This is a genomic window from Mesorhizobium sp. M7A.F.Ce.TU.012.03.2.1 (assembly GCF_004006095.1).
Classification (GTDB): domain Bacteria; phylum Pseudomonadota; class Alphaproteobacteria; order Rhizobiales; family Rhizobiaceae; genus Mesorhizobium.
In genome coordinates, this window is record NZ_CP034779.1 from 1,164,351 (window position 1) to 1,186,484 (window position 22,134).

At 63.6% G+C, this 22,134-nt stretch carries 22 protein-coding genes; 12 read left to right on the forward strand and 10 right to left on the reverse strand.

Annotated elements, in window-relative coordinates; all coding sequences use genetic code 11:
• The first annotated feature begins 195 nt into the window (after nucleotides 1–195).
• The 9 genes from EJ079_RS05600 to EJ079_RS05640 all read left to right on the forward strand — a co-directional run bounded on the left by EJ079_RS05600 (nucleotide 196) and on the right by EJ079_RS05640 (nucleotide 10,657).
• Entirely contained in the window at nucleotides 196–1,506 is a 1,311-nt protein-coding gene (locus EJ079_RS05600; RefSeq protein ID WP_127808329.1) for a sugar ABC transporter substrate-binding protein, read from the forward strand.
• 123 nt (nucleotides 1,507–1,629) lie between these two features.
• A complete protein-coding gene (locus tag EJ079_RS05605) occupies nucleotides 1,630–2,502 on the forward strand; it encodes a sugar ABC transporter permease (RefSeq protein ID WP_013528414.1) in 873 nt (290 codons plus the stop codon).
• 11 nt (nucleotides 2,503–2,513) lie between these two features.
• A complete protein-coding gene (locus EJ079_RS05610) occupies nucleotides 2,514–3,338 on the forward strand; it encodes a carbohydrate ABC transporter permease (RefSeq protein ID WP_023810705.1) in 825 nt (274 codons plus the stop codon).
• A gap of 69 nt (nucleotides 3,339–3,407) precedes the next feature.
• Nucleotides 3,408–4,406 carry an ABC transporter ATP-binding protein gene (locus tag EJ079_RS05615; RefSeq protein WP_127808330.1) on the forward strand — a complete coding sequence of 333 codons (999 nt, stop codon included), beginning with the start codon at nucleotides 3,408–3,410 and terminating at the stop codon, nucleotides 4,404–4,406.
• A gap of 2 nt (nucleotides 4,407–4,408) precedes the next feature.
• A complete protein-coding gene (locus EJ079_RS05620) occupies nucleotides 4,409–5,179 on the forward strand; it encodes an L-iditol 2-dehydrogenase (RefSeq protein WP_127808331.1) in 771 nt (256 codons plus the stop codon).
• A 146-nt stretch (nucleotides 5,180–5,325) separates the two neighbouring features.
• The gene (locus EJ079_RS05625; RefSeq protein ID WP_127808332.1) at nucleotides 5,326–6,804 is read left to right on the forward strand and encodes a mannitol dehydrogenase family protein; all 1,479 of its coding nucleotides are present in this window, start codon (nucleotides 5,326–5,328) and stop codon (nucleotides 6,802–6,804) included.
• 15 nt (nucleotides 6,805–6,819) lie between these two features.
• Entirely contained in the window at nucleotides 6,820–7,503 is a 684-nt protein-coding gene (locus EJ079_RS05630; RefSeq protein ID WP_127396879.1) for an HAD family hydrolase, read from the forward strand.
• Nucleotides 7,500–9,086: an FGGY-family carbohydrate kinase gene (locus EJ079_RS05635; protein ID WP_127808333.1), complete on the forward strand. Its 1,587-nt coding sequence runs from the start codon at nucleotides 7,500–7,502 to the stop codon at nucleotides 9,084–9,086. The genes EJ079_RS05630 and EJ079_RS05635 overlap by 4 nt, the downstream gene beginning before the upstream one ends.
• A 167-nt stretch (nucleotides 9,087–9,253) precedes the next feature.
• Complete coding sequence (locus EJ079_RS05640; protein ID WP_127808334.1) at nucleotides 9,254–10,657, forward strand: MATE family efflux transporter; 1,404 nt, start codon at nucleotides 9,254–9,256, stop codon at nucleotides 10,655–10,657.
• 99 nt (nucleotides 10,658–10,756) lie between these two features.
• Here the strand turns inward: EJ079_RS05640 and EJ079_RS05645 are convergent, their stop codons facing one another.
• The 10 genes from EJ079_RS05645 to EJ079_RS05690 form a co-directional block, all read right to left on the reverse strand.
• Nucleotides 10,757–11,338: a cupin domain-containing protein gene (locus EJ079_RS05645; RefSeq protein WP_027040059.1), complete on the reverse strand. Its 582-nt coding sequence runs from the start codon at nucleotides 11,336–11,338 to the stop codon at nucleotides 10,757–10,759.
• 1 nt (nucleotide 11,339) lies between these two features.
• The gene (locus EJ079_RS05650) at nucleotides 11,340–12,596 is read right to left on the reverse strand and encodes a cysteine desulfurase-like protein (protein WP_127808335.1); all 1,257 of its coding nucleotides are present in this window, start codon (nucleotides 12,594–12,596) and stop codon (nucleotides 11,340–11,342) included.
• 70 nt (nucleotides 12,597–12,666) lie between these two features.
• Nucleotides 12,667–13,425 carry a cyclase family protein gene (locus tag EJ079_RS05655; RefSeq protein ID WP_127808336.1) on the reverse strand — a complete coding sequence of 253 codons (759 nt, stop codon included), beginning with the start codon at nucleotides 13,423–13,425 and terminating at the stop codon, nucleotides 12,667–12,669.
• Nucleotides 13,426–13,427: 2 nt separating this feature from the next.
• A complete protein-coding gene (locus EJ079_RS05660; RefSeq protein WP_027040062.1) occupies nucleotides 13,428–14,606 on the reverse strand; it encodes an ABC transporter substrate-binding protein in 1,179 nt (392 codons plus the stop codon).
• Nucleotides 14,603–15,652 (reverse strand): branched-chain amino acid ABC transporter permease, encoded by a 1,050-nt coding sequence (locus tag EJ079_RS05665; protein WP_127808337.1) that lies wholly within the window; start codon nucleotides 15,650–15,652, stop codon nucleotides 14,603–14,605. Before EJ079_RS05665 ends, EJ079_RS05660 begins: the two co-directional genes overlap by 4 nt.
• Nucleotides 15,649–16,551 (reverse strand): branched-chain amino acid ABC transporter permease, encoded by a 903-nt coding sequence (locus EJ079_RS05670; protein WP_127808338.1) that lies wholly within the window; start codon nucleotides 16,549–16,551, stop codon nucleotides 15,649–15,651. Before EJ079_RS05670 ends, EJ079_RS05665 begins: the two co-directional genes overlap by 4 nt.
• A complete protein-coding gene (locus EJ079_RS05675) occupies nucleotides 16,548–17,279 on the reverse strand; it encodes an ABC transporter ATP-binding protein (RefSeq protein WP_127808339.1) in 732 nt (243 codons plus the stop codon). The genes EJ079_RS05670 and EJ079_RS05675 overlap by 4 nt, the downstream gene beginning before the upstream one ends.
• Nucleotides 17,266–18,045 carry an ABC transporter ATP-binding protein gene (locus EJ079_RS05680; RefSeq protein ID WP_164873736.1) on the reverse strand — a complete coding sequence of 260 codons (780 nt, stop codon included), beginning with the start codon at nucleotides 18,043–18,045 and terminating at the stop codon, nucleotides 17,266–17,268. The genes EJ079_RS05675 and EJ079_RS05680 overlap by 14 nt, the downstream gene beginning before the upstream one ends.
• Nucleotides 18,046–18,349: 304 nt before the next feature.
• On the reverse strand, nucleotides 18,350–18,808 hold the full coding sequence (locus tag EJ079_RS05685) for a nuclear transport factor 2 family protein (RefSeq protein WP_127268437.1): 459 nt from the start codon (nucleotides 18,806–18,808) through the stop codon (nucleotides 18,350–18,352).
• Nucleotides 18,809–18,895: 87 nt separating this feature from the next.
• The gene (locus EJ079_RS05690; protein ID WP_127808340.1) at nucleotides 18,896–19,255 is read right to left on the reverse strand and encodes a hypothetical protein; all 360 of its coding nucleotides are present in this window, start codon (nucleotides 19,253–19,255) and stop codon (nucleotides 18,896–18,898) included.
• Between the two features lie 80 nt (nucleotides 19,256–19,335).
• Between EJ079_RS05690 and EJ079_RS05695 the strand changes: the two genes are divergently transcribed.
• The 3 genes from EJ079_RS05695 (at nucleotide 19,336) to EJ079_RS05705 (ending at nucleotide 22,129) form a co-directional block, all read left to right on the forward strand.
• Entirely contained in the window at nucleotides 19,336–19,914 is a 579-nt protein-coding gene (locus tag EJ079_RS05695) for a TetR/AcrR family transcriptional regulator (protein WP_127808341.1), read from the forward strand.
• A gap of 44 nt (nucleotides 19,915–19,958) precedes the next feature.
• Nucleotides 19,959–21,224 (forward strand): beta-ketoacyl-ACP synthase II, encoded by a 1,266-nt coding sequence (fabF, locus tag EJ079_RS05700; protein ID WP_127808342.1) that lies wholly within the window; start codon nucleotides 19,959–19,961, stop codon nucleotides 21,222–21,224.
• A 92-nt stretch (nucleotides 21,225–21,316) separates the two neighbouring features.
• Nucleotides 21,317–22,129: an oxidoreductase gene (locus tag EJ079_RS05705; RefSeq protein WP_127808343.1), complete on the forward strand. Its 813-nt coding sequence runs from the start codon at nucleotides 21,317–21,319 to the stop codon at nucleotides 22,127–22,129.
• The last annotated feature ends 5 nt before the right edge of the window (nucleotides 22,130–22,134 follow it).

Genomic DNA, 22,134 nt, shown 5'->3' on the forward strand with positions numbered 1-22,134 from the left:
CGCAGATCTATCCGCTGCTGCCTCACTGTATCCGGCCGGGATGATTCTCGCCCTGGCAATTTCCGCTCGTCCCGGCCTGCGGTGTCGCCCGGGTGCTGCGCTGCAGCATCGAATCCGACTTGACATAATTCACGCCAAGTGAGTAATTGCCCAAAGCCAAGGCAAATGCTCATCTTGGTTCAAGGGAGGAATTTGATGAAACTTCGCACGCTCACCCTGGGCTTGTTGTCGGCCAGCACGCTTGCGTTCGCCGCACACGCCGAATCCATCACCATCGCCACCGTCAACAATGGCGATATGGTCCGCATGCAAAAGCTGACCGACGACTTCACCAAGGCGAACCCGGACATCCAGCTCAACTGGGTCACGCTCGAAGAAAACGTGCTGCGCGAGCGCGTCACCACCGACATCGCCACCAAGGGCGGCCAGTACGACGTGATGACCATCGGTACCTACGAGGTTCCGATCTGGGCCAAGCAGAGCTGGCTGCTGCCGCTCGACAAGCTCGGCGACGACTATGACGCCAAGGACATCATCCCCGCCATCGCCGGCGGCCTTTCGGTCGACGGCAAGCTCTATGCCGCGCCCTTCTACGGCGAAAGCTCCTTCGTCATGTACCGCAAGGACCTGATGGAGAAGGCCGGACTGAAGATGCCCGACGCGCCGACCTGGGACTTCATCAGGCAGGCCGCCGACAAGATGACCGACCGCGCGAATGGCGTGAACGGTGTCTGCCTGCGCGGCAAGGCCGGCTGGGGCGAGAACATGGCCTTCCTGACCGCCATGTCGAACTCCTTCGGCGCCCGCTGGTTCGACGAGAACTGGAAGCCGCAGTTCGATCAGCCGGAATGGAAGAACACGCTGCAGTTCTATGTCGACCTGATGAAGGCCGACGGCCCCGAGGGTGCGTCCTCCAACGGCTTCAACGAAAACCTGGCGCTGTTCCAGCAGGGCAAGTGCGGCATGTGGATCGACGCCACCGTCGCTGCGTCCTTCGTATCCGATCCCAAGGCATCGCAGGTCGCCGACAAGGTTGGATATGCGCTGGCACCCGACAATGGCCTGGGCAAGCGCGGCAATTGGCTGTGGGCATGGTCGCTGGCGATCCCCGCCGGCACGCAGAAGGCCGATGCCGCCCAGAAGTTCGTCTCCTGGGCGACCAGCAAGCACTACGCCGAACTGGTCGCTTCGAAGGAAGGCTGGGCCAACGTTCCTCCGGGCACGCGCTCCTCGCTCTATGCCAACGCCGAGTACCAGAAGGCGGCTCCGTTCGCCAAGATGACGCTGGACTCCATCAACGCCGCCGACCCGACGCATCCGACCGTCAAGCCGGTGCCCTATGTCGGCGTACAGTTCGTCGCCATCCCTGAGTTCCAGGGTCTTGGCACCACGGTCGGCCAGCTCTTCTCGGCGGCTCTTGCCGGCCAGTCGAGCGTCGACGACGCGCTGAAGCAGGCCCAGGACGCTGCCACCGCGGCAATGTCCGAAGGCGGATACATCAAGTAAGGCTCCTCCCGGTGCCGACTGCCGGTCGCCTCCTGACCGGCAACGGCCGCCCGAGTTCCCAGTTCGGGCGGCCGCCTTTAACGCCTTTTGAAAATTCCGTCTGACCAGTGAAGGGTGACCGTCATGGCTACTCAGCAGACCCGTTCGCTTGCCCGTTTCATGATGGCGCCATCCGTGGTGCTGCTGTTCGTCTGGATGATTGTGCCGCTGGTCATCACCATCTGGTTCTCTTTCCAGCAATACAATCCGCTCAATCCGATCCGCGACGGCTTTGTCGGCTTCTCGAATTACGCGTTGTTCTATTCCAACCCGGCCTTCCTGCAGTCGATCCTCAACACGCTCACCCTGGTGGTCAGCGTGCTCCTGATCACGGTGATCGGCGGCATCCTTCTGGCACTGCTGATCGACCAGCCGATGTGGGGCCAGGGCATCGTGCGCATTCTGGTCATTTCGCCGTTCTTCGTCATGCCGCCGGTGGCCGCATTGGTGTGGAAGAACATGATCATGCACCCGCAATATGGGGTGTTCGCCGACATAGCGCGCTTCTTCGGGGCCCAGCCGATCGACTGGTTCGGGCAGCATCCGATGCTGGCGATCATCATCATCGTCGCCTGGCAATGGCTGCCTTTCGCCACGCTCATTCTCTTGACCGCGCTGCAGTCGCTCGACGGCGAGCAGAAGGAAGCCGCCGAGATGGACGGCGCCGGCTTCATCAGCCGCTTCATCTATCTGACGCTGCCGCACATGTCGCGCGCCATCACGGTCGTCATCCTGATCCAGACGATCTTCCTTCTCTCCGTCTATGCCGAGATCCTCGTCACCACCAATGGCGGCCCGGGATACGCCTCCACCAACCTGCCCTTCCTCGTCTACCAGAAGGCGTTGCTGGAGTTCAAAATCGGCCAGGCATCCGCCGGCGGTGTGATCGCCGTCATTCTCGCCAACATCGTTGCCTTCTTCGCCATGCGCGCCGTCGGCAAGAACCTGGACAAGTAAGGGAGGCTACGATGGCACGCTCAGTCACCACCCAGCACAAGACGATTGCGACAGTTGCCGCCTGGATCGTCGCCCTGCTGATCTTCTTCCCGATCCTCTACACGATCATCACCTCGTTCAAGTCGGAGCAGGAAGCCATCCAGGGCTTCAGCATCATCCCGTCGGGAACGTTCGAGAGCTATGCCGAGGTTCAGGCGCAGAGCGGCTACTTCAAATTCTTCTTCAACTCGGTGCTGCTCTCGGTCGGCTCGACCATCCTGGCCCTGCTCGTCGCCATACCGGCGGCATGGTCGATGGCCTTCTCGCCGACCAAGCGGACCAAGGACATCTTGATGTGGATGTTGTCCACCAAGATGATGCCCGCGGTCGCGGTGCTGTTCCCGATCTACCTGATCTTCCGCGACACAGGACTGCTCGACAGCCGGATCGGCCTGATGATCATGCTGATGCTGATCAACCTGCCGATCGTGGTGTGGATGCTCTACACCTATTTCCGCGAAATCCCGGGCGAGATCCTGGAAGCGGCGCGCATGGACGGCGCGTCGCTGTGGAACGAGATCGTCTATGTGCTGACGCCGATGGCGGTGCCGGGCATCGCCTCGACGATGCTGCTCAACATCATCCTGGCCTGGAACGAGGCATTCTGGACGATCCGGCTGACGACGACGGAAGCAGCACCGCTGACCGCCTTCATCAGCTCGTTCTCCAGCCCGCAAGGCCTGTTCTGGGCCAAGCTTTCGGCCGCCTCGACACTGGCCATCGCGCCGATCCTGATCATGGGCTGGTTCAGCCAGAAGCAGCTGGTGCGCGGCCTGACATTTGGTGCGGTCAAATAATTGATGGTGCGGTGAAGTAACGGAATTGCCCGAAGCAATCGGCAGAAATAACCCCTCGGGGAGGAAATCATGGGAAACATCACGCTCAAGAACGTCTCCAAATCCTTCGGAGCGACGTCCATCATCCCCGGTCTCGACCTGGTGATCGAGAATGGCGAGTTCGTCGTCTTCGTCGGCCCGTCGGGTTGCGGCAAGTCAACGCTGCTGCGGCTGATCGCCGGGCTCGAGGACACCAGCGGCGGCTCCATCAACATCGACGGCCGCGACGTCACCGGCGAGGCACCGGCCAAGCGCAAGCTCGCCATGGTGTTCCAGTCCTACGCGCTCTATCCGCACATGACGGTGGCCAAGAACATCGGCTTCCCGCTGAAGATGGCCGGCGAGGACAAGGCGACGATCGACAAGAAGGTGGGAGACGCGGCGCGCGTGCTCAACCTGACCAACTATCTCGAACGCCGGCCCGGCCAGCTTTCCGGCGGCCAGCGCCAGCGCGTCGCCATCGGCCGCGCCATCGTGCGTCAGCCGACCGCCTTCCTGTTCGACGAACCGCTGTCCAATCTCGATGCGGCACTGCGCGGCACCATGCGGCTGGAGATCAGCGAGCTGCACCATCAGCTCAAGACGACCATGATCTACGTTACCCATGACCAGGTCGAAGCCATGACCATGGCCGACAAGATCGTCGTGCTGAACGCCGGCAACATCGAGCAGGTCGGCTCGCCGATGGAGCTCTACAAGACGCCGAAGAACCTGTTCGTCGCCGGCTTCATCGGCTCGCCGAAGATGAACCTGATCGAAGGCGCGCCGGCTGCCAAAAACGGCGCCAGGACCATCGGCATCCGCCCCGAACACCTGGAGATCTCGACCACGGCGGGCGAATGGAAGGCGGTCGTCGGCGTCGCCGAGCATCTCGGCTCCGACACCTTCCTGCATGTCCAGGCCGATGGCGTCGGCCCGCTGACGGTGCGCGCCGACGGCGAACTCGGCGTCCATCATGGCGACACCATCTATCTAACGCCCGACAAGGCCAAGCTGCATCGCTTCGGCGCCGACGGGAAGGCAATCTGAACATGCGGCTGGCCGGCAAATCCGCGCTGATCACAGGTTCGGCCCGCGGCATCGGCAGAGCCTTCGCCGAAGCCTATGCCGGCGAAGGCGCCACCGTCGCCATAGCCGACATCAATCTGGATGCGGCGGAGAAGACGGCCGCCGAGATCGGCGGCAGGGCCTATGCGGTCAAGCTCGACGTCACCGACCTCGCCTCCATCGAGGCGGCGGTGAAAGCCGTCGAGACGAAGACCGGCGGCCTCGATATCCTGATCAACAACGCCGCTCTTTTCGATCTGGCACCGATCGTCGAGATCACCAAGGCAAGCTACGATAAATTGTTTTCCGTCAATGTCGCCGGCACGCTGTTCATGCTGCAGGCAGCCGCCCGCTCGATGATCGCCGCTGGCCGGGGCGGCAGGATCATCAATATGGCGAGCCAGGCCGGACGACGCGGCGAGGCGCTGGTCGGCGTCTATTGCGCCACCAAAGCCGCCGTCATTTCGCTGACACAGTCAGCGGGGCTCGACCTGATCAAGCACCGCATCAACGTCAACGCGATTGCCCCTGGCGTCGTCGACGGCGAGCACTGGGATCACGTCGATTCGCTGTTCGCCAAATATGAGAACCGGCCGAAGGGCGAGAAGAAGAAGCTGGTCGGCGAGGCAGTGCCGTATGGCCGCATGGGCACGGCGCAGGACCTCACCGGCATGGCGGTTTTTCTCGCCAGCAGCGACGCCGAATACATCGTCGCCCAGACCTACAATGTCGATGGCGGCCAGTGGATGAGTTGAGGGCGGGGGACGGCCTCTGCTCCTCGTCCCTCCGCGGGGAGCAGAGGCCGACATCAGCGGGCGCGTAGCCAGTGCCACCCCTTATCCTCTCCCCAACCGGGAGAGGAGCGTAACGAAGGCCTAGATCCGGCCAAAGGGTAAAACAGATGACCGTGAAACTCTCGTCCTCAAACCTCTCCAAACTGCCCGCTGAGGTCGCCGGGCCGAAGTATGACCGCGCGACATTGAAGGCCGGCATCGTGCATTTCGGCGTCGGCAATTTCCATCGCTCGCATCAGGCCGTCTATCTCGACGATCTGTTCAATTCGGGCGTCGGCCATGACTGGGCACTGATCGGCGCCGGCGTGTTCGACGGTGAAAAGATAGGCCGCGGCAAGCTGGAAGAGCAGGACTGGCTGACCACGGTGGTCGAGCAGGACAGCGGCCATATGAGCGCCCGCGTCACCGGCGCCATGATCGACTTCCTGATGCCCGGCGATGCGGCCGGCATCATCGAACGGCTGGCCGACCCGGCGATCAAGATCGTTTCGCTGACCATCACCGAGGGCGGTTATTTCATCGATCCGGCATCCGGCGTGTTCAACCCGACCCACCCCGACATCGTCGCCGATGCGCAGCCCGGCGCGACACCGAAGACGGTGTTCGGCATCATCCTTGCCGGGCTGGTGCGGCGGCGCGACGAGGGCACCGTGCCGTTCACGGTCATGTCGTGCGACAACATTCCCCACAACGGCCATGTCACCTCGGACGGCGTCATCGGCCTGGCCCGTTTGATCGACGAGGATCTGGCGAACTGGGTCAGCGAGCATGTCGCCTTCCCGAACGGCATGGTCGATCGCATCACGCCGGCGACCACCGACCGCGAACGCGGCATCCTGGCCAAGGATTTTGGCCTTGAGGACAACTGGCCGGTGTTCTGCGAGCCGTTCCGGCAGTGGGTGCTGGAGGACCATTTCACCGGCGGCCGGCCGCCGCTGGAAAAGGTCGGCGTGCAGTTCGTCAAAGACGTTGCGCCCTACGAATTGATGAAGATCCGCATCCTCAATGGCGGCCACGCCACCATCGCTTATCCGGCCGGGCTGATGGACATCCATTTCGTCCATGAGGCGATGCAGGAGCCGCTGGTGAGCGGGTTTCTGGCCAAGCTCGAACGGGAGGAAATCATCCCGACCGTGCCGCCGGTGCCGGACACGGTCCTGGAAGACTATTACCAGCTCATCGAGAGCCGCTTTTCCAATCCCAAGATCGGCGACACGGTGCGCCGGCTCTGCCTCGACGGCTCCAACCGCCAGCCGAAGTTCATCATCCCGACCATCGCCGACCGGCTGAAGGCCGGAAAGAGCGTCGCGGGCCTGGCACTGGAATCGGCGTTATGGTGCCGCTACTGCTTCGGCACGACGGATAGCGGCGCCGTCATCGAGCCCAACGATCCGAGCTGGGACCGGCTGCAGGCAACGGCAAAAGCGGCAAAGGATGCTCCCGCCGCCTGGCTTGCCATGGAGGACATCTATGGCGATGTCGGCCGCGCAACCGCGTTTGTCGAGGCCTTTGCACATGCGCTCAACGTGCTGTGGGCGAATGGCGCGCGCGCGACGCTGACGCGCTACCTCGCCGGCAAGCTCTGAGAGCCATTCTCGGCCATGACGCCTGAACTGGTCATCTTCGACTGTGATGGCGTGCTGGTCGACAGCGAGGCGCTCTCCGTCTCGGCGCTGCTCGGCATGGTCAAAGTCGCCGGCGGCAGCGTCAGTGAGGATGCCGCCTACGAGCATTTCCTCGGCAGGAGCATGAAAAGCGTGCGCGAGATCCTCGGCCGCGACTTCGGGCTCGATATCACAGACCTGCACCTGACCGAGATGCGCGTCGAACTGATGCGCAAATTCCGCGAGGAGCTGAAGCCGATCGCCGGCGTCAAGAAGATGCTGCCGAAGCTTGGGCTGCCGTTCTGTGTCGCGTCCTCAGGCACGCTCGACCGCATCCGCTACGCGCTCGACGTCACCGGATTGCTTGGGCTGATGGAACCGCATCTGTTCAGTGCCACCATGGTGGCCAAGGGAAAGCCGGCGCCGGATCTGTTCCTGCATGCCGCCGCCAGCATGCGGGCCCATCCGCGCAAATGCCTCGTCGTCGAGGACAGCCCGGCCGGCATCATTGCTGCGCGGGCGGCGGGGATGCGCGTGTTTGCCTTCACCGGCGGCTCGCATGCCGGCAACCCGACCTTGAAAGCGCGGCTTGCGTCGAGTGAGCCGGACTTTATATTCGCTGACATGCTGCAATTGCCCGATCTGATTGCAGGCCTGGGAGCGAGAGACAGAGCATCTTGACGAAACAGTTCGTTTGCGCGGTCGATGTCGGCACCGGGAGCGCTCGCGCGGGCATTCTCGACACCACAGGCACCTTGCTCGGCCGCGCCGAGCGGCCGATCGCCATGAACCAGCCGAAGCCCGATCACGCCGAGCATGATTCGCGCGATATCTGGTCGGCCGTCTGCACCGCCGTGCGCGCTGCCCGCGAAAAAGCCGGTGTCGAGCCTGAGGACATTGTCGGCATCTCCTTCGATGCCACCTGTTCGCTGGTGGTGCGCGACCGGCAAGGCGGCCAGCTCAGCGTCTCGGTCACCGGCGACAAGCGCTGGGACACCATCGTCTGGCTCGACCACCGCGCCATCGCCGAGGCCGACGAATGCACGGCAAGCGGCCACGCCGTGCTGAATTACATCGGCGGCGTCATGTCGCCGGAAATGGCGACGCCGAAGCTGATGTGGCTGAAGCGCAATTTGCCGCGGACGTGGAATGAAGCCGGCTATCTATTCGACCTAACCGATTTCCTGACCTGGCAAGCGACGGACTCGCTGGCCCGCTCACAATGCACGCTGACCGCCAAATGGACCTATCTGGCGCATGAGGAGACAGGCTGGCGGCGCGATTTCTTCGAACTCGTCGGCCTCGACGATCTTTTCGAGCACGGCAGCCTGCCGGGAAAAGCCAGCCCGGTGGGCGCCGATATCGGTCGATTGACGGCGCAAGCGGCGGCCGAACTTGGGCTGAGCGAGAAATGCCGGGTCGGCGCCGGGGTCATCGATGCCTATGCCGGCGCGCTTGGCGTGCTCGGCGGCTTTGCCGGCGACGAACAGGACATCGGCCGGCATTTGGCGCTGATCGCCGGCACATCGAGCTGCGTGATGGCGATGTCGCCCGATCCGCAGCCTTTCGCCGGCGTCTGGGGGCCGTATTACGGCGCGGCGCTGCCCAGGCTGTGGCTGTCGGAAGGCGGCCAGTCGGCGACCGGCGCCCTGCTCGACCACATCATCCGCTGGCACGGCGCCGGCGGCGAGCCGGATGCCGCCATGCATGCGAAGATCGCCAGGCGTGTCGCCGAGCTGCGCGCCACCGAGGGCGACAACCTCGCCGCAAGGCTGCATGTGCTGCCCGACTTTCACGGCAACCGCTCACCGCTCGCCGATCCGCATGCCGTCGGCGTCGTCAGCGGGCTGACGCTGGACTCCTCCTTCGACAGCCTGTGCAAGCTCTACTGGCGCACCGCCGTCGGCATCGCGCTCGGCGTGCGCCACGTGCTGGAGGCGCTGAACGAGAACGGTTATCTGATCGACACGCTGCACGTCACCGGCGGCCATACCAAGAACCCGCTGCTGATGGAGCTCTATGCCGACGCCACCGGCTGCACGGTGATCGAGCCGCTGGCCGACGAGGCGGTGCTGCTCGGCACCGGCATGATCGCAGCCACCGCGGCCGGGCTGTTTCCCGACCTCAACGCGGCCTGTCTTGCCATGCAGCAAGGCGGCCGGACGCGCCCGTCGAACCCGAAATCATCAGGGCGTTTCGAGCGCGACTACAAGGTTTTCCTCGAGATGCACCGCCAGCGGCGGATGCTGGACGCGATCCGCTAGAGCATCGGGGCCGGTCGCTGGCTCAATCCGTTCCCGTCCCTCCTCTCTTGCCTTCATGTCGCGTTTCGTCCAGAAGCTGACGCAAACGCCGCGAAACCGAAGGTTTTGCCGTTTGACATGCGGCTTCCGGCTCTGGCCGACGTGCCGTAGCTGGAAAGAGCGGAACAATGTCTGCGATCGAAGCCGGCGCTCGCGCGCCGGAAAATCTTTGGCGTCAGGAAATCAGGGCGACGCTGGCGCTTGCCTGGCCGATGGTGCTGACCAATCTCGGCCAGACCGCGATGACTGCCACCGACGTCATGATGATGGGTCGTCTGGGGCCGGACACGCTGGCCAGCGGCGCGCTTGGCGCCAACCTTTATTTCATGCCGCTGATCTTCGGCCTCGGCCTGATGCTGGCGACCGCGCCGATGATCGCTACCGAGCTCGGCCGCCGCCGCTATTCGGTGCGCGACCTGCGCCGCACCGTGCGCCAGGGCCTGTGGCTGGCGATCCTGATCTCGATCCCGATCTGGCTCGTGCTTTGGCACGGCGAGGGCATTCTATTGGCCATGGGCCAGGACCCGGTTCTGGCCCATCAGGCCGGCATCTATCTGCGCTGGCTCGAATGGGCGGTGCTGCCCTTCTACTTCTATATCGTGCTGCGCTCGTTCATCTCGGCGCTGGAACGGCCGGGCTGGGCGCTGGTCATCGTCTTCGTCGCCGTCGCCTGCAACGTCTTCTTCAACTGGGTGTTCATGTTCGGCAATCTCGGCGTGCCGGCAATGGGCATTGCCGGGTCAGGCCTTGCCACCTCGCTGTCGAGCACGCTGATGTTCGTCGGCATGGCGGCTGTGGTGATGCTGGAGAAGAAGTTCCGGCGCTACCGGCTATTCGGGCGCTTCTGGCGGTCCGACTGGCCGCGCTTCAAGGGTCTGCTGCGGCTCGGCATGCCGATTGCCGGCATCCTCGCCTTCGAGGTGACGATCTTCAATGCGGCGGCGCTGCTGATGGGCCTGATCGACGCGGATTCGCTGGCCGCGCACGCGATCGCCATCCAGATTGCCTCGATCTCCTTCATGGTGCCGCTCGGCCTCAACCAGGCGGTGACGGTGCGCGTCGGGCTTGCGCATGGCGCCGGTAATCCGGAAGGCGTTTCGCGCGCCGGCTGGACCGCTTTCGTCATCGGTGTCTCGTTCATGGCGCTGATGGGGCTGGTGATGATCCTGTGGCCGCATCCGCTGATCAGCGCCTTCATCGATCTGAGCAATCCGGCCAATGCCAGGGTGATCGAACTTGCCGTGTCGTTCCTGGTCTTCGCGGCGCTGTTCCAGGTCTTCGACGGCGCCCAGGCGGTGGCCGCCGGCATGCTGCGCGGCCTGCACGACACCAAGGTGCCGATGATCTATGCCGCGATCGGCTATTGGGGCATCGGCCTGCCGCTCGGCGTGCTGCTCGCCTTCCATTTCGGCCTGCATGGCGTCGGCATCTGGATCGGCCTGTCGACGGGGCTGGCCGTGGTGGCCGCGCTGCTTCTGGCGCGCTGGCTGCGGCGGGATCGGATCGCGCCGCCGCTGGTGTTCGGGCATTGAAACAGGACGATTGGACCCGGCGGCTGTGTCCTGTGGACGTTGGCTCATTGAACAACGCCTTCGGAGCTGCCTCGAAATCCGGCACCGCGATGGAGGCGGTCAGAATGTCGGCGGCGTGTTGACCCAGAGGATACGGACCGTGGTCGAACCGATATTGCGGTAGCCGTGGCCGAGTTCGGAGTTGAAATAGAACGCGTCGCCTGCCTCTAGCGCCACCACGTTCGCTTCGACCAGCAACTCGACCGAACCTTCGAGCACGTAGCCGAATTCCTGTCCCTTATGGCTGATCAATTCGGGGCTGCCGCCGCCGGCCTCGATCACGTGGACATTGATCTGCAGCAGATATTCCGGACCGGATGGGACCAATTGCTCGAGCACGACATGGTTGCCCGAACGCCGATGTCCCGTCTCCATGTGCGGACGCTCGTTGTGCCGCAAAACGAACACTTCCGAGGCATTGTGCTGCAGCGTGCCGAACATTGCGTTCATGTTGATGCCCAGCGCCTGCACCAGCCGGTGCAGAGCCGCCATCGACGGCGTCGCGCGGTCGTTTTCGATCTTCGAGAGATAACCCTCTGTCAGCCCGATGCGAGCGCCGAGCTCTTCCAGGCTGAGGCCAAGCACCTGTCTGGCATGGCGCAGCTTGACGCCGATCCTCGGGGTTCCGTTTTTGTCGCGCATGTCAGGTTCGCGTCTTCATCCAGTCCGCCAGCTTCGCCAACAGGAAATCGACTTCCGCCTCGGTGTTATAATGGGCCAGCCCGATACGGACGACGCCGTTGCGGTCCGCAAGCCCCAGCCGCTTGATTGGCTCCAAACCGTAATTGTGGCCGTGCCAGAGATAGATGCCTTCCTTTGCCATCGCTTTGGCGATATCGGCGGGATCGGTTCCGTCAACGGTGATCGACACGGTAGGCACACGGCGCGCCAGCGCCACCACATCTGATATACCCTGGATCAAGACGCCATCAATTCTGGACAATCCGGCAATCAACCGTGCTGTCAGGACACGCTCATAACGGTCGGCGACTTCAATGCCGGCGACGATGCGCTCCCGCCGCGTCGCCTGCGGGTGAACGTTGCCGAAGGACTGTCCGAGCCAGGCATAGTGCTCGACGGCGCCAAGCACCCCGGCAAGCGCCTCGCGGCTTGTCGTCCCCGTCTCGAATTTTCCAGGTGGCGTGTTCGAAGCCGCGCGCACTCTATAGGCGGTCAGCGCCTGCAGCAGATCGAACCGGCCCCACAACACCCCGTGATGCGGTCCGAAAAATTTGTAGGCCGAGCAAACCAGGAAATCACAGCCAATCTCCTGGACGTCGATCACCCCATGCGGCGCGAACTGCACCGCGTCGATATAGCTCAGCGCCCCGACCGCGCGTGCGCGCTGCGCGATCCGCTTCACGTCGTTTATTGTGCCGGTAACGTTGCTGGCATAGCCGACGGCGACCAGCTTGACCTCCTCGTCGATAGTGGCCTCCAGCGTCGACAGGTCGAGTTCGAATGTTTTTGGATCGAAGTCGATCCAGCGCACTTCAAGCCCGCGATCCTCCGCCAGCATCAGCCAGGGTGCGACGTTGGCGTCATGATCCATGCGCGTCAACACGATGGCGTCGCCGGCGTTCAGATCGCGGCCGATGGCGCGCGAGACGGCGAACGTCAGAGTCGTCATGTTCTGGCCGAACATCACCTCACGCCGGTCCGCGGCATTGAAGAAATCGGCCATCGCCTGATGCGCGTCGTCGACCATCGCCTGGGCCGCGAGTGAGGTTTCGAAATAGCCACCAAGATTGGCGTTGGTCTCGATCATCGCACGCGTCATACGCTCGATCGAACGGCTCGCCATCTGGGTTCCCGCGGGATTGTCAAAGAAAATCCGCTTCGTCGGCGCGGCATCTTTCGCCATCGCCGGAAAAGCATCGCGGACTGTGTTTATATCCATGTCTGAATTCCGTGTCTGATGAACGTTGTGCGACGGTCCCTAGACCGCCGCCAGCTGCGGTTTCACGCGTTCAGCCGGCCGCTTCATGGATGGCGACAGCGCGAGCCGGGAAGCCAGATCCGGCCTTTGGCTTTGGCCAGCTTGCCATTATCAACGCGCCGGCTTCAGGCACCTTGTCGAGATTGGCCAAGAGCTCGATCTGCCAGCAGTCGCGGGACAGCACATAATATTCCAGGCTTGCGTCGCCTGCCGAAGTGGCGCGGCCGGGATCGGTGTCCATGCCCTCATGCCCGATCGCAGCGACACCGCGGCATTCCAAAAGTTCCTTCAGCACCGGCTTCGACCAGCCCGGCGCATGCGAGATACCGTCGGCCGACTTGTTCTGAAACGTCACGGGGTCTGGCCAGCGCGGCCACCACCCTGTGCGAAGTGCGACAAAACACTTTTCGGGGATACGGCCGTTCCGTGTCTCCCAGGCGGAAATGTCGTCGAGCGTCGGCGTCGCGTCGGGATCGGCGGCGACCCTGTCGCTGATATCGAGGATGACCAATGGCAGAAGCATCTCCGCCACCGGGAGTTGGTCGATCGAGCGGCCGCCGTCGATGAAGTGCACCGGCGGATCGACATGGGTGCCCCACTGTCCGACGAAGGCGTAGTGGTGGACCTGGAAGGCGTCGCCCTTCGAAAAATCGAGCAAGGCACGGCGTTCCTCGTCCGGGAAAGCCGGGAAATGCGGCTGGCCCGGATGAAACGCATGCGTCAGGTCGGTGAAGGTCGCGGCGGAGAGCCGCGACCTGTAGATGTCCCAAAGGGAACCCGGAGTGGACAAAATCACGGCTCCGCGACGAAGGTCGGTGCCGCTTCACTTGCCAGGACAAGCTTGCCGTCCTTGACACCGATGACCGAGACCGATTTGTCCGGCACCGAAATGCCTGGGCGGTAGGTGATCGTTCCGGTCACGCCGTCGAGCCCGGACGTAGCCGCCAGCGCGTCACGGATCTTGGCCGGATCCGGCGCGCCGGCACGCTTGATCGCGTCGGCCATCAGCTTGACCGAGTCGTAGCCGAGCGCAGCGAACGCGTTCTCCGGGGCATTACCGGCCGATTTGGTGTAGGCATCAATGAAGGCCTGCACCTTCGGGGTGGCGCCCTCGCCGATATAGGCGTGGGTGGTGAAGTAGGTGTCCTTGGCCGCGTCGCCGCCGACCTGGATCAGCAATGGCGTGTCGTAGCCGTCGCCGCCGACCACCGGCAGGTTGATGCCGGCCTGGCGCATCTGCTTCAAGATCAAGCCGATTTCCTCGGCATTCGACGAGGCATAGACGAAGTCGGGCTGCGGCGACAGCGCCTTCAGTTTGGCGATCTGCGCGGTAAAGGTCTTGTCGCCGATCTTGTAGGTGTCGCGCTCCAAAATCTTGCCCCCGCCATGCTCGTAGGCGGTGACGAAGTAGTCCGACAGCAGCGTTGTGTATTCGGTGCCGATGTCGGTCAGCAGGTAGGCGGTCTTGCCGTTCAGCTTGTTCAGCGCAAATTCCGCGCCAACCGCAGCCTGAACGTTGTCGCCGAAGGCGGCGAGGAAGATCTCGTTGCCGAGCTGGCTCGGCAATTTCGGCGAGGTCGCGCCGGGCGTGATGAACGGGATCTGCGCCTTCTGGACCTGCGGTCCGATGGCCAGCACCGAGTCGGAATCGGCGAAGCCGATGATGCCGACGACCTTGTCGCTGTCGATCAACTGGCTGGCGACGGTCGAGATCGTCGTCGAATCGCTCTTGGAGTCGTAGATCACCAGTTCTATCTGCTGGCCGAGCACGCCGCCGGCGGCGTTGATTTCGCTCGCTGCCAGCTTGGCGCCATTCAGCATCGGGCCGTCGAGCGAGGCCTGAATGCCGGTCAGGTTTGCCGGATAGCCGATCTTGATCGTGTCGGCAGCAAGTGCCGTGCTGGCCGAGGCAAGCGCGAAGAATGCGCCCAGTCCCAGGCCGATGGTGCCGCGTCGAGTGAGTTTGATCATGGTTTTCGTTCCTCTGTCTGGTTCACCGTTGCCGATCTTTGGGTTAATCCGAACGTAAGTTCCCGGTCCCCCATGATCCCCTTCGGCCGGAAGATCATGACTAGAATGAAGATGAAGCCGAGCACGATCTGGCTGGCGCCAAACAGGGCCGGCACCGCGAAATCGCCGATCGTGAAGCCGCGTTCGACCGAGCGCAGGACCTCCGACAACAGCGAAACGCAGATGACGCCGACGACCGCGCCGGTCAGGGAGCCCATGCCGCCCAGCACCAGCATTGTGATCAGGCTCATCGTCAGCGCGAAGTAGAAGGTGTTCGGCGAAAACGAGCCGAGATAATGTGCGTAGAGCGACCCGCCGACGCCTGAAAAGAACGCCCCGATGACAAAGGCGATCAGTCTGGTCCGCAACACGCCGATCCCGACAGCGCTGGCCGCGATTGTGTCGTCACGCACCGCCTTCATGGCGCGCCCGAAAGGCGAATAGACCAGGCGCGCCAGCACGAACACCGTGATGGCGAGCCAACCCATCACCCAGGGCAACGTCGTCTCCAGCGGCACGCCGGTAAAAGTGCGGGCGCCTCGGGTGAAATCCGATGCATTGATCAGCACTACGTTGACGATGATCAAGAATCCCATCGTCGCCACCGAAACGAAATAGCCCGACAGGCGCATCAAGGGATAACCGACGACCACGGCAAGCAGTGCCGTCAGAAGACCCGCCATTAGCGTCGCCGGCAGGAAGGGGAGGCTGAAAGCATGCAGAAACGTCGGCAGATGCGGCAGCAATGCCATCTTCTGCTGCACCGGAATCGACAGGATTCCCGAAATATACGCGCCGGCGCCGATGAAGCCGACATGACCGAGCGAAAACACGCCCGTAAAACCGTTGCTCAGCGACAGCGCCAGCACCAGGATTGCATTCAGCGCGATCAGCAGGATAATCCGGACGAAATAGTCGCTCAGCACGTGCGGTGCACCGAATGCGACAGCTGCCCCCGCCACAAGGACGACCAGGACGACGAGTGTGATCCACACTTCCCGGCTCACAGCTTTACCTCCCGGTTTGGCTGGAGCAGCCCGCCCGGGCGCACCAGGAGAAAGGCGATCAGCACAGCGAAGACGATTGCGTCGCGATAAGACGAGACGCTGCTCGGCAGGAATGCGACGATGAAGATCTCCAGCGCGCCCAATATGTAGCCGCCGACCAGGGCGCCAGCGATCGACCCGAAGCCGCCGATGATAGCCGCCACGAAAGCCTTCAGGAGCGGTGTGAAGCCCATCTGCGGCTGCACCACGCCGGCCTGTGCCGCCCACAAAATGCCGGCGAGGCCGGCATAGGCGGATGCGACGATGAAGGCGACGATGATCAGCCGGTTGACGTTGAGTCCGACAAGGTGTGCCGCCGACATGTCCTCGGCCGCGGCGCGCATGCCGAGCCCGGTCGTGGTGCGCGTGATGAACCAGCCGAGGAGCAGCAGCGACACGAAGGTCAGCGCGATGGTCAGCAGATTGATGCTCGTGAAGGTGATGGCGCCGTTCGACATTTCCCAGGAGGTGTTGAGAATATCGGGAAGTGGAAAATTGCGCGGCGAGGAGGTGAACACCAGGATGCCGACGTTTTCGATGATGTAGGTGACGGCGAGGCTCGTCAGCAGTCGCGCAACGTCGGGCGCGTCGCGGATCGGGCGATACGCGATGCGTTCGATGAGGAAGCCCGCGACGGCGGCCGCGGCGATGCCGCAGATCACGGCGACCGGGAACGGAACGCCGACTCCTGCCAGCAAGGCAACCCCGAAGGCGCCTACCATCATCACGTCGCCATGCGCGAAATTGGTCAGCTTGAGGACGCCGAAGACGATCGACAGACCGACCGCCACCAGTGCGTAGAGGCTGCCGAGGCTCACCGCATTGACGATCTGCTGCAGGATATAGTCCAGCTGGGTCATGTTGCCGCCCCGAGATATGCCTGCGCCACGCGTTCGCTGTCGCGCAGTTCCGCGGACCGGCCCGACAGCGCCACCTGACCCGTGCGCAGCACATAGGCGCGGTCGGCGAGGTCCAGCGCGAGCGTGATGTTCTGTTCCACCAGCAGCATCGTCATGCCCTGGCGCTTCAGTTCGGCAAGCGCGCTGAAGATGTGGCGCACCAGCAGCGGCGCAACGCCCAGCGAAGGCTCGTCGAGCAGCAGCAGGCGCGGCGCCGCCATCAGCGCACGCGCCAGAGCAAGCTGCTGCTGTTCGCCGCCCGACAGCGTGCCGGCCAGCTGCTTCAGCCGCTGCTTGAGAATCGGGAACAGCATGAACATGCGCTCGCTGTCTCTGACGACGGCCTCCTTGTCGGTGCGGGTGCAGGCGCCCAGCCGCAGATTGTCGGCCACCGTCAGGCCGCCGAACAGGCGCCTGCCCTCCGGGCTCTGTGCTATGCCCAGACTTACGATCCGCGACGGAGCGACACCTCCAATCGGCTTGCCATCGAAGATGATCTTGCCGCCGCGCGGCCGCGACAGGCCGGAAATGGTGCGCAAGGTCGTGCTCTTGCCGGCGCCGTTGGCCCCCACCAGCGCCACCACCTCGCCGGCATGGACGTCGAGCGAAATGCCCTTCAGCGCACGCACCGCGCCGAAATTGACCTCCAGGTTCTCGACGCTGAGCAGAACGGGCTTAGGCGTGGCCAAGATACGCCTCCCGCACTTTCGGGTGTTCGCGTACCTGCTCCGGTGTTCCGACGCAGATCACCTCGCCAGTCGCCAGCACCTGGATGCGTTCGCACAGCGCCATGATCAGGTCCATGTCGTGCTCGACAACGACCACCGTTACGCCATAGCGGTCACGGATCGTCCGAATCAGCGCTGCCAACACCTTGGTCTCTTTGGAATCAAGCCCGGCTGCGGGCTCATCGAGCAGCAGCAGCTGCGGACCGGTCGCCAACGCACGCGCAATCTCCAGCCGCCGCTGATCGCCATAGGGAAGATCCGCGGCGACCCTGCCGGCCTGATCCGTCAGGCCCATGAGGTCGAGGAGTTCGTCGGCCTTCTGCCGCGTCGCGGCCACCCGCTCGCGATAGCGCCGACCGCGCAGCACGGTATCGGCGGCGCCTACAGGATGGCGCAACTGCGCCGCCGTCAGCACGTTCTGTGCGACGCTGAGGCTGCCGAACAGACGAGAGCCCTGGAAGGTACGGGCGATGCCCATTGCGACGATCTGCGATGTGCGCAGGCCGACGAGCGAACGGCCCTCCATCTTGATGCTGCCGGAATTCGGCTGGGAGAAGCCGGTGATCAGGTTGAAAAGCGTGCTCTTGCCCGAGCCATTCGGCCCGATTACCCCAACGATTTCACCTTCGTGGAGCTCGATGGAATGATCCCGCAGGGCAACCAGCCCTCGAAAGGCTTTTGTCAGCCCAACCGTCCTCAACAGCACTCGACTTGACTGTCTATCCACGCGCCGGTTTGCCCCTGTCCGCCCTCGCCGCCCCGTTCGGCCCGGTCAAGCATCAAATGGACAATTCGAACGGCAAGATGTCAAGGCCTATTCCTAACAGGAAAGCTATATGCCTGCCTCGGCTCGACCGCGACAGCACCGGCAGCGATGCAGCGCTACGCTACCGAACTGGGTTTCCTGGCTTGCAGTCCAGCGCGCCGGCGCTCGCTTCTCGAGCCTCCACCCATATTGCGCGGGCGAAGGCACGTGACGAAGAAGATCAGCGCGACCGGCCCGTAAACCTTGGCCGTCCTCGAACCGCGCTTCAGCTTGTTATCTGTTCGGCGACAGCTTCTTCGAGGCCGGCCGCGGCTTGGGCGGCGAGGCCGCGCGCCGCCGCCTGTGAATCGTAAAACTCCTCGAGCGCATGAACCGTGCCCCACCGCAGCGTGAACACGTGGAGACCACGGTTGATGTAGGATGTATCGCCGTTGAGCAGGGTTGCGGTGCCATCCCACTGGGCAAACACGGTGGTATGCCACGGCCAACCCTTCACCCAGACGTGGTTGACCGTGAGATGGAGAGTGGGCAGAACACGGCCGAGGCGCTCGAACCACCGGCGCAGGGCTTGCTTGTCGTGGCGCTCCCCACCAAGCGCGTGGGCGCCACCAACCCGGTGATGGACATGCGGCGCGATGGCCTTCACCGCCGCGTCCCAGCGATGGTTGTTGACGTCGTCGAAGCTCTGCCGGATCGATTTCTCGACAAAATAGCTGTAAAGCATGTGACCTCTCTCCAGACTTGTTGGTGGCTCGCCCTTCCGACGCGAGAGCCCCGGCCAGCATCGCGCGGCCGCGGCCTGCGCGTCATGTCAGGGCATTGTCGCGTCGGCTCGCAGGGATGTGTCAGTCTCGGTCGAGACCGTCACCTCCTTGCCGGACCTCGAGAACGCGTAGAGCGAGCCCGGGTAGCCCGGTATGGAGAACGCCACCGAGTCACTGTTGGCGAGGCCCATGACAACCCGCAGCGGATCACCCCCGGCCTTCGGTGCGAAATTGGCGGTGACCTCAAGCAGGTCGCCGCGCGGAACGTAGTAGGCCACCATGTCCAGGTGTCCCTGGTGCAGGCTGCCGCCTTCGATCGGGCGTCCGATGGTGGCTTCCTCGGCAAGAGCCGGGGTTGCAAGAAACAGCGCGGCCAGCAGCGAGGCGCTCAGGGTTTTGCGGATCATCTCATTTGTCCTTTTTTAGATTGCGTTCACCCTCTATATAGGGTATAGATTACGAATACAATCTAAAAAAGGAGATGACGATGCGTGTGAGTCGCACTCAGGCCGCGGAAAACCGCGAGACCGTGATCAATGTGGCAAGCCGGCTTTTCCGGGAGCGCGGCTTTGACGGCATCGGCCTCAAGGACCTGATGAAGGGTGCCGGGCTGACCCAGGGCGCCTTTTACAAGCAATTCGAGTCGAAGGACGATCTGGCGGCGCTGGCGTCCAGGCGGGCGATGGAAAGCGCCACCCACAAATGGTCGGCCGCGACCGCCGCACATCCTGGGAGCCCGCTCGACGGGGTGATCTCATTCTACCTCAGCATGGATCATCGCGGGGAAAAGATGGACGGCTGCCCGGTCGTTGCGCTCGGTTCGGATGCAGCCAGGCAGGGTGCCGAGGTGAAGGCGTCATTCGAAGCCGGCATCAAGGCGTACCTTGAGATGCTTGGCGGTTGGGTTGGCGAGGGCGACAGCGAAAAGACCGGCAACAAGGCAATGGCCGTTCTCTCGACGATGGTCGGCGCGGTGGTGCTCTCGCGGGTCGTCAACGACCCCGACCTCGCGCGGGCTTTTCTGGATGCGGCGGCCGATCAGGTTCGCGAAGCAGTCGCCCCTTGAACGGCGCGAGCAGTGCCGCCGGCACACCAAGGACAGGAGAGCAGATGCAACGGATTGTCGTCACGGGCATGGGAGCCGTCACGCCTCTTGCCGCCAATGTCGAAGCGTCCTGGTCACGCCTGCTTGCCGGCCGGTCGGGCGTTCGCAGGCTTCCGGACGATGTGGTGGGAGAGCTGCCGGTTAAGATTGGCGGCGTGGTTCCCTCCCTGGGCGAAGATCCGGAGGCTGGTTTCGATGCCGATGCCGTCCTGTCGGCGAAGGATCAACGCAAGGTGGACCGGTTCATTCTCTTCGCGCTGGCCGCGGCGGAAGAGGCGCTGGCGCAGGCGCAATGGAAGCCTGCCCTGGAAATCGATCGCCTGCGCACGGCCACGATCATCGCTTCAGGGGTCGGCGGGTTCCCCGCCATCACCGAGGCGGTGCGCACGGTGGACCTGCGTGGCGCCCGCCGCCTGTCTCCCTTTACGGTGCCGTCCTTCCTTGTAAACCTCGCGGCGGGCCACATCTCGATCCGTCATGGTTTCAAAGGTCCACTCGGCGCACCGGTGACGGCATGCGCGGCGGGCATCCAAGCGATCGGCGACGCCGCCCGCCTGATCCGCGCCAACGAAGCCGACATCGCCGTATGCGGCGGAACGGAAGCGTGTATCAACACCGTCAGCCTCGGCGGTTTCGCCGCGGCGCGTTCTCTTTCAACCGGCTTCAATTGGGCGCCGGCTCAAGCCTCGCGCCCTTTCGACATATCGCGGGACGGCTTCGTCATGGGCGAAGGAGCCGGCGTGCTGGTCATCGAGGCATTGGACCACGCGTTGGCGCGCGGCGCAAAGCCGTTGGCTGAGCTCGTCGGCTACGGCACGACCGCGGATGCCCACCACGTCACCTCCGGACCAGAGGACGGCGACGGCGCGCGCCGGGCCATGCAGATCGCGATTGCCCAGGCAGGGATTTCGCCACGCGAGGTTCGTCATCTCAATGCGCATGCGACATCCACGTCAGTCGGCGACCTGGGTGAGATCGAAGCGATCAAGAGCGTGTTCGGGCGCGATTTCGCGATAGCTGTCAGTGCCACGAAATCGGCGACCGGACATTTGCTCGGAGCGGCCGGCGGGCTTGGTGCCATCTTCGCAATCCTGGCGCTCAGGGATCAGGTCGCCCCGCCAACCCTCAACCTGGGCGAGGCCGATCCAGCCGGCGACGGAATCGACTTCGTCGCAAACGCGCCCCGGCCCATGGAGATGGAGTACGCGATCGCCAATGGCTTCGGCTTTGGCGGCGTGAATGCCAGCGCCCTGTTCAGACGCTGGAACTAACCGGTTGCCAGACGCAGTCATGACCAACGCCCTTTGCCCCGGCCTCTCATGCTTTTCCCAATCCGATCCAACGCAAAGAAGGATATGATCCCATGAACAAGACTCCTGGCGTCGCCCTGGTCACAGGGGCATCTTCCGGCATCGGGCGCGCTACCGCCGATGCCTTGCTAGGCGCCGGCTTTCGCGTCTTCGGAACCAGCCGTCGCGTGGCCTCCCGGCCATCCGCCGGCGTTACCATGCTGACCTGCGACGTGACCGACGACGCGTCCGTTGCGACAGTGGTCGATGACGTTCTGGCCAAGGCCGGACGCATCGACCTGCTTGTCAACAATGCCGGCATGGGCCTGTTTGGCGGCGCGGAGGAGTCTTCGACCGTTCAGGCTAAGGCGCTGTTCGACGTGAACGTCTTCGGCGTCTTGCGTGTGACCAACGCGGTTCTGCCGGCAATGCGACGCCAAGGGAAGGGCAGAATCATGAATTTGAGTTCGGTGCAGGGGTTCATCCCCGCTCCCTATTTCGCACTCTACTCGGCGACCAAACATGCCATCGAGGGTTATTCGGAGTCGCTCGATCACGAATTGCGCCCGTTCGGCATCCGCGTTTCGCTGGTGGAGCCCGCCTATACCCGCACGGCATTCGAGGACAATCTTGCCGCCCCCGACCGGTCGCTCGAAATCTACGACTCCGCGCGTGCCGGGATGACTGCATCAGTGCGGAAATCGATGGAAAAAGGCGATGCGCCCGAAGTGGTCGCCAACACCGTTTTGGCCGCGGCGACCGATCCCGCGCCGAAGACGCGCTATGCGGCGGGAAAGATGGCGCGCCAGGTCAGTTTCCTGCGCCGTTTCGTCCCCGCGTCCGCATTCGACAAGAGCCTGCGCAAGCAGCTTGGGCTGCCGGCCTGAAATCA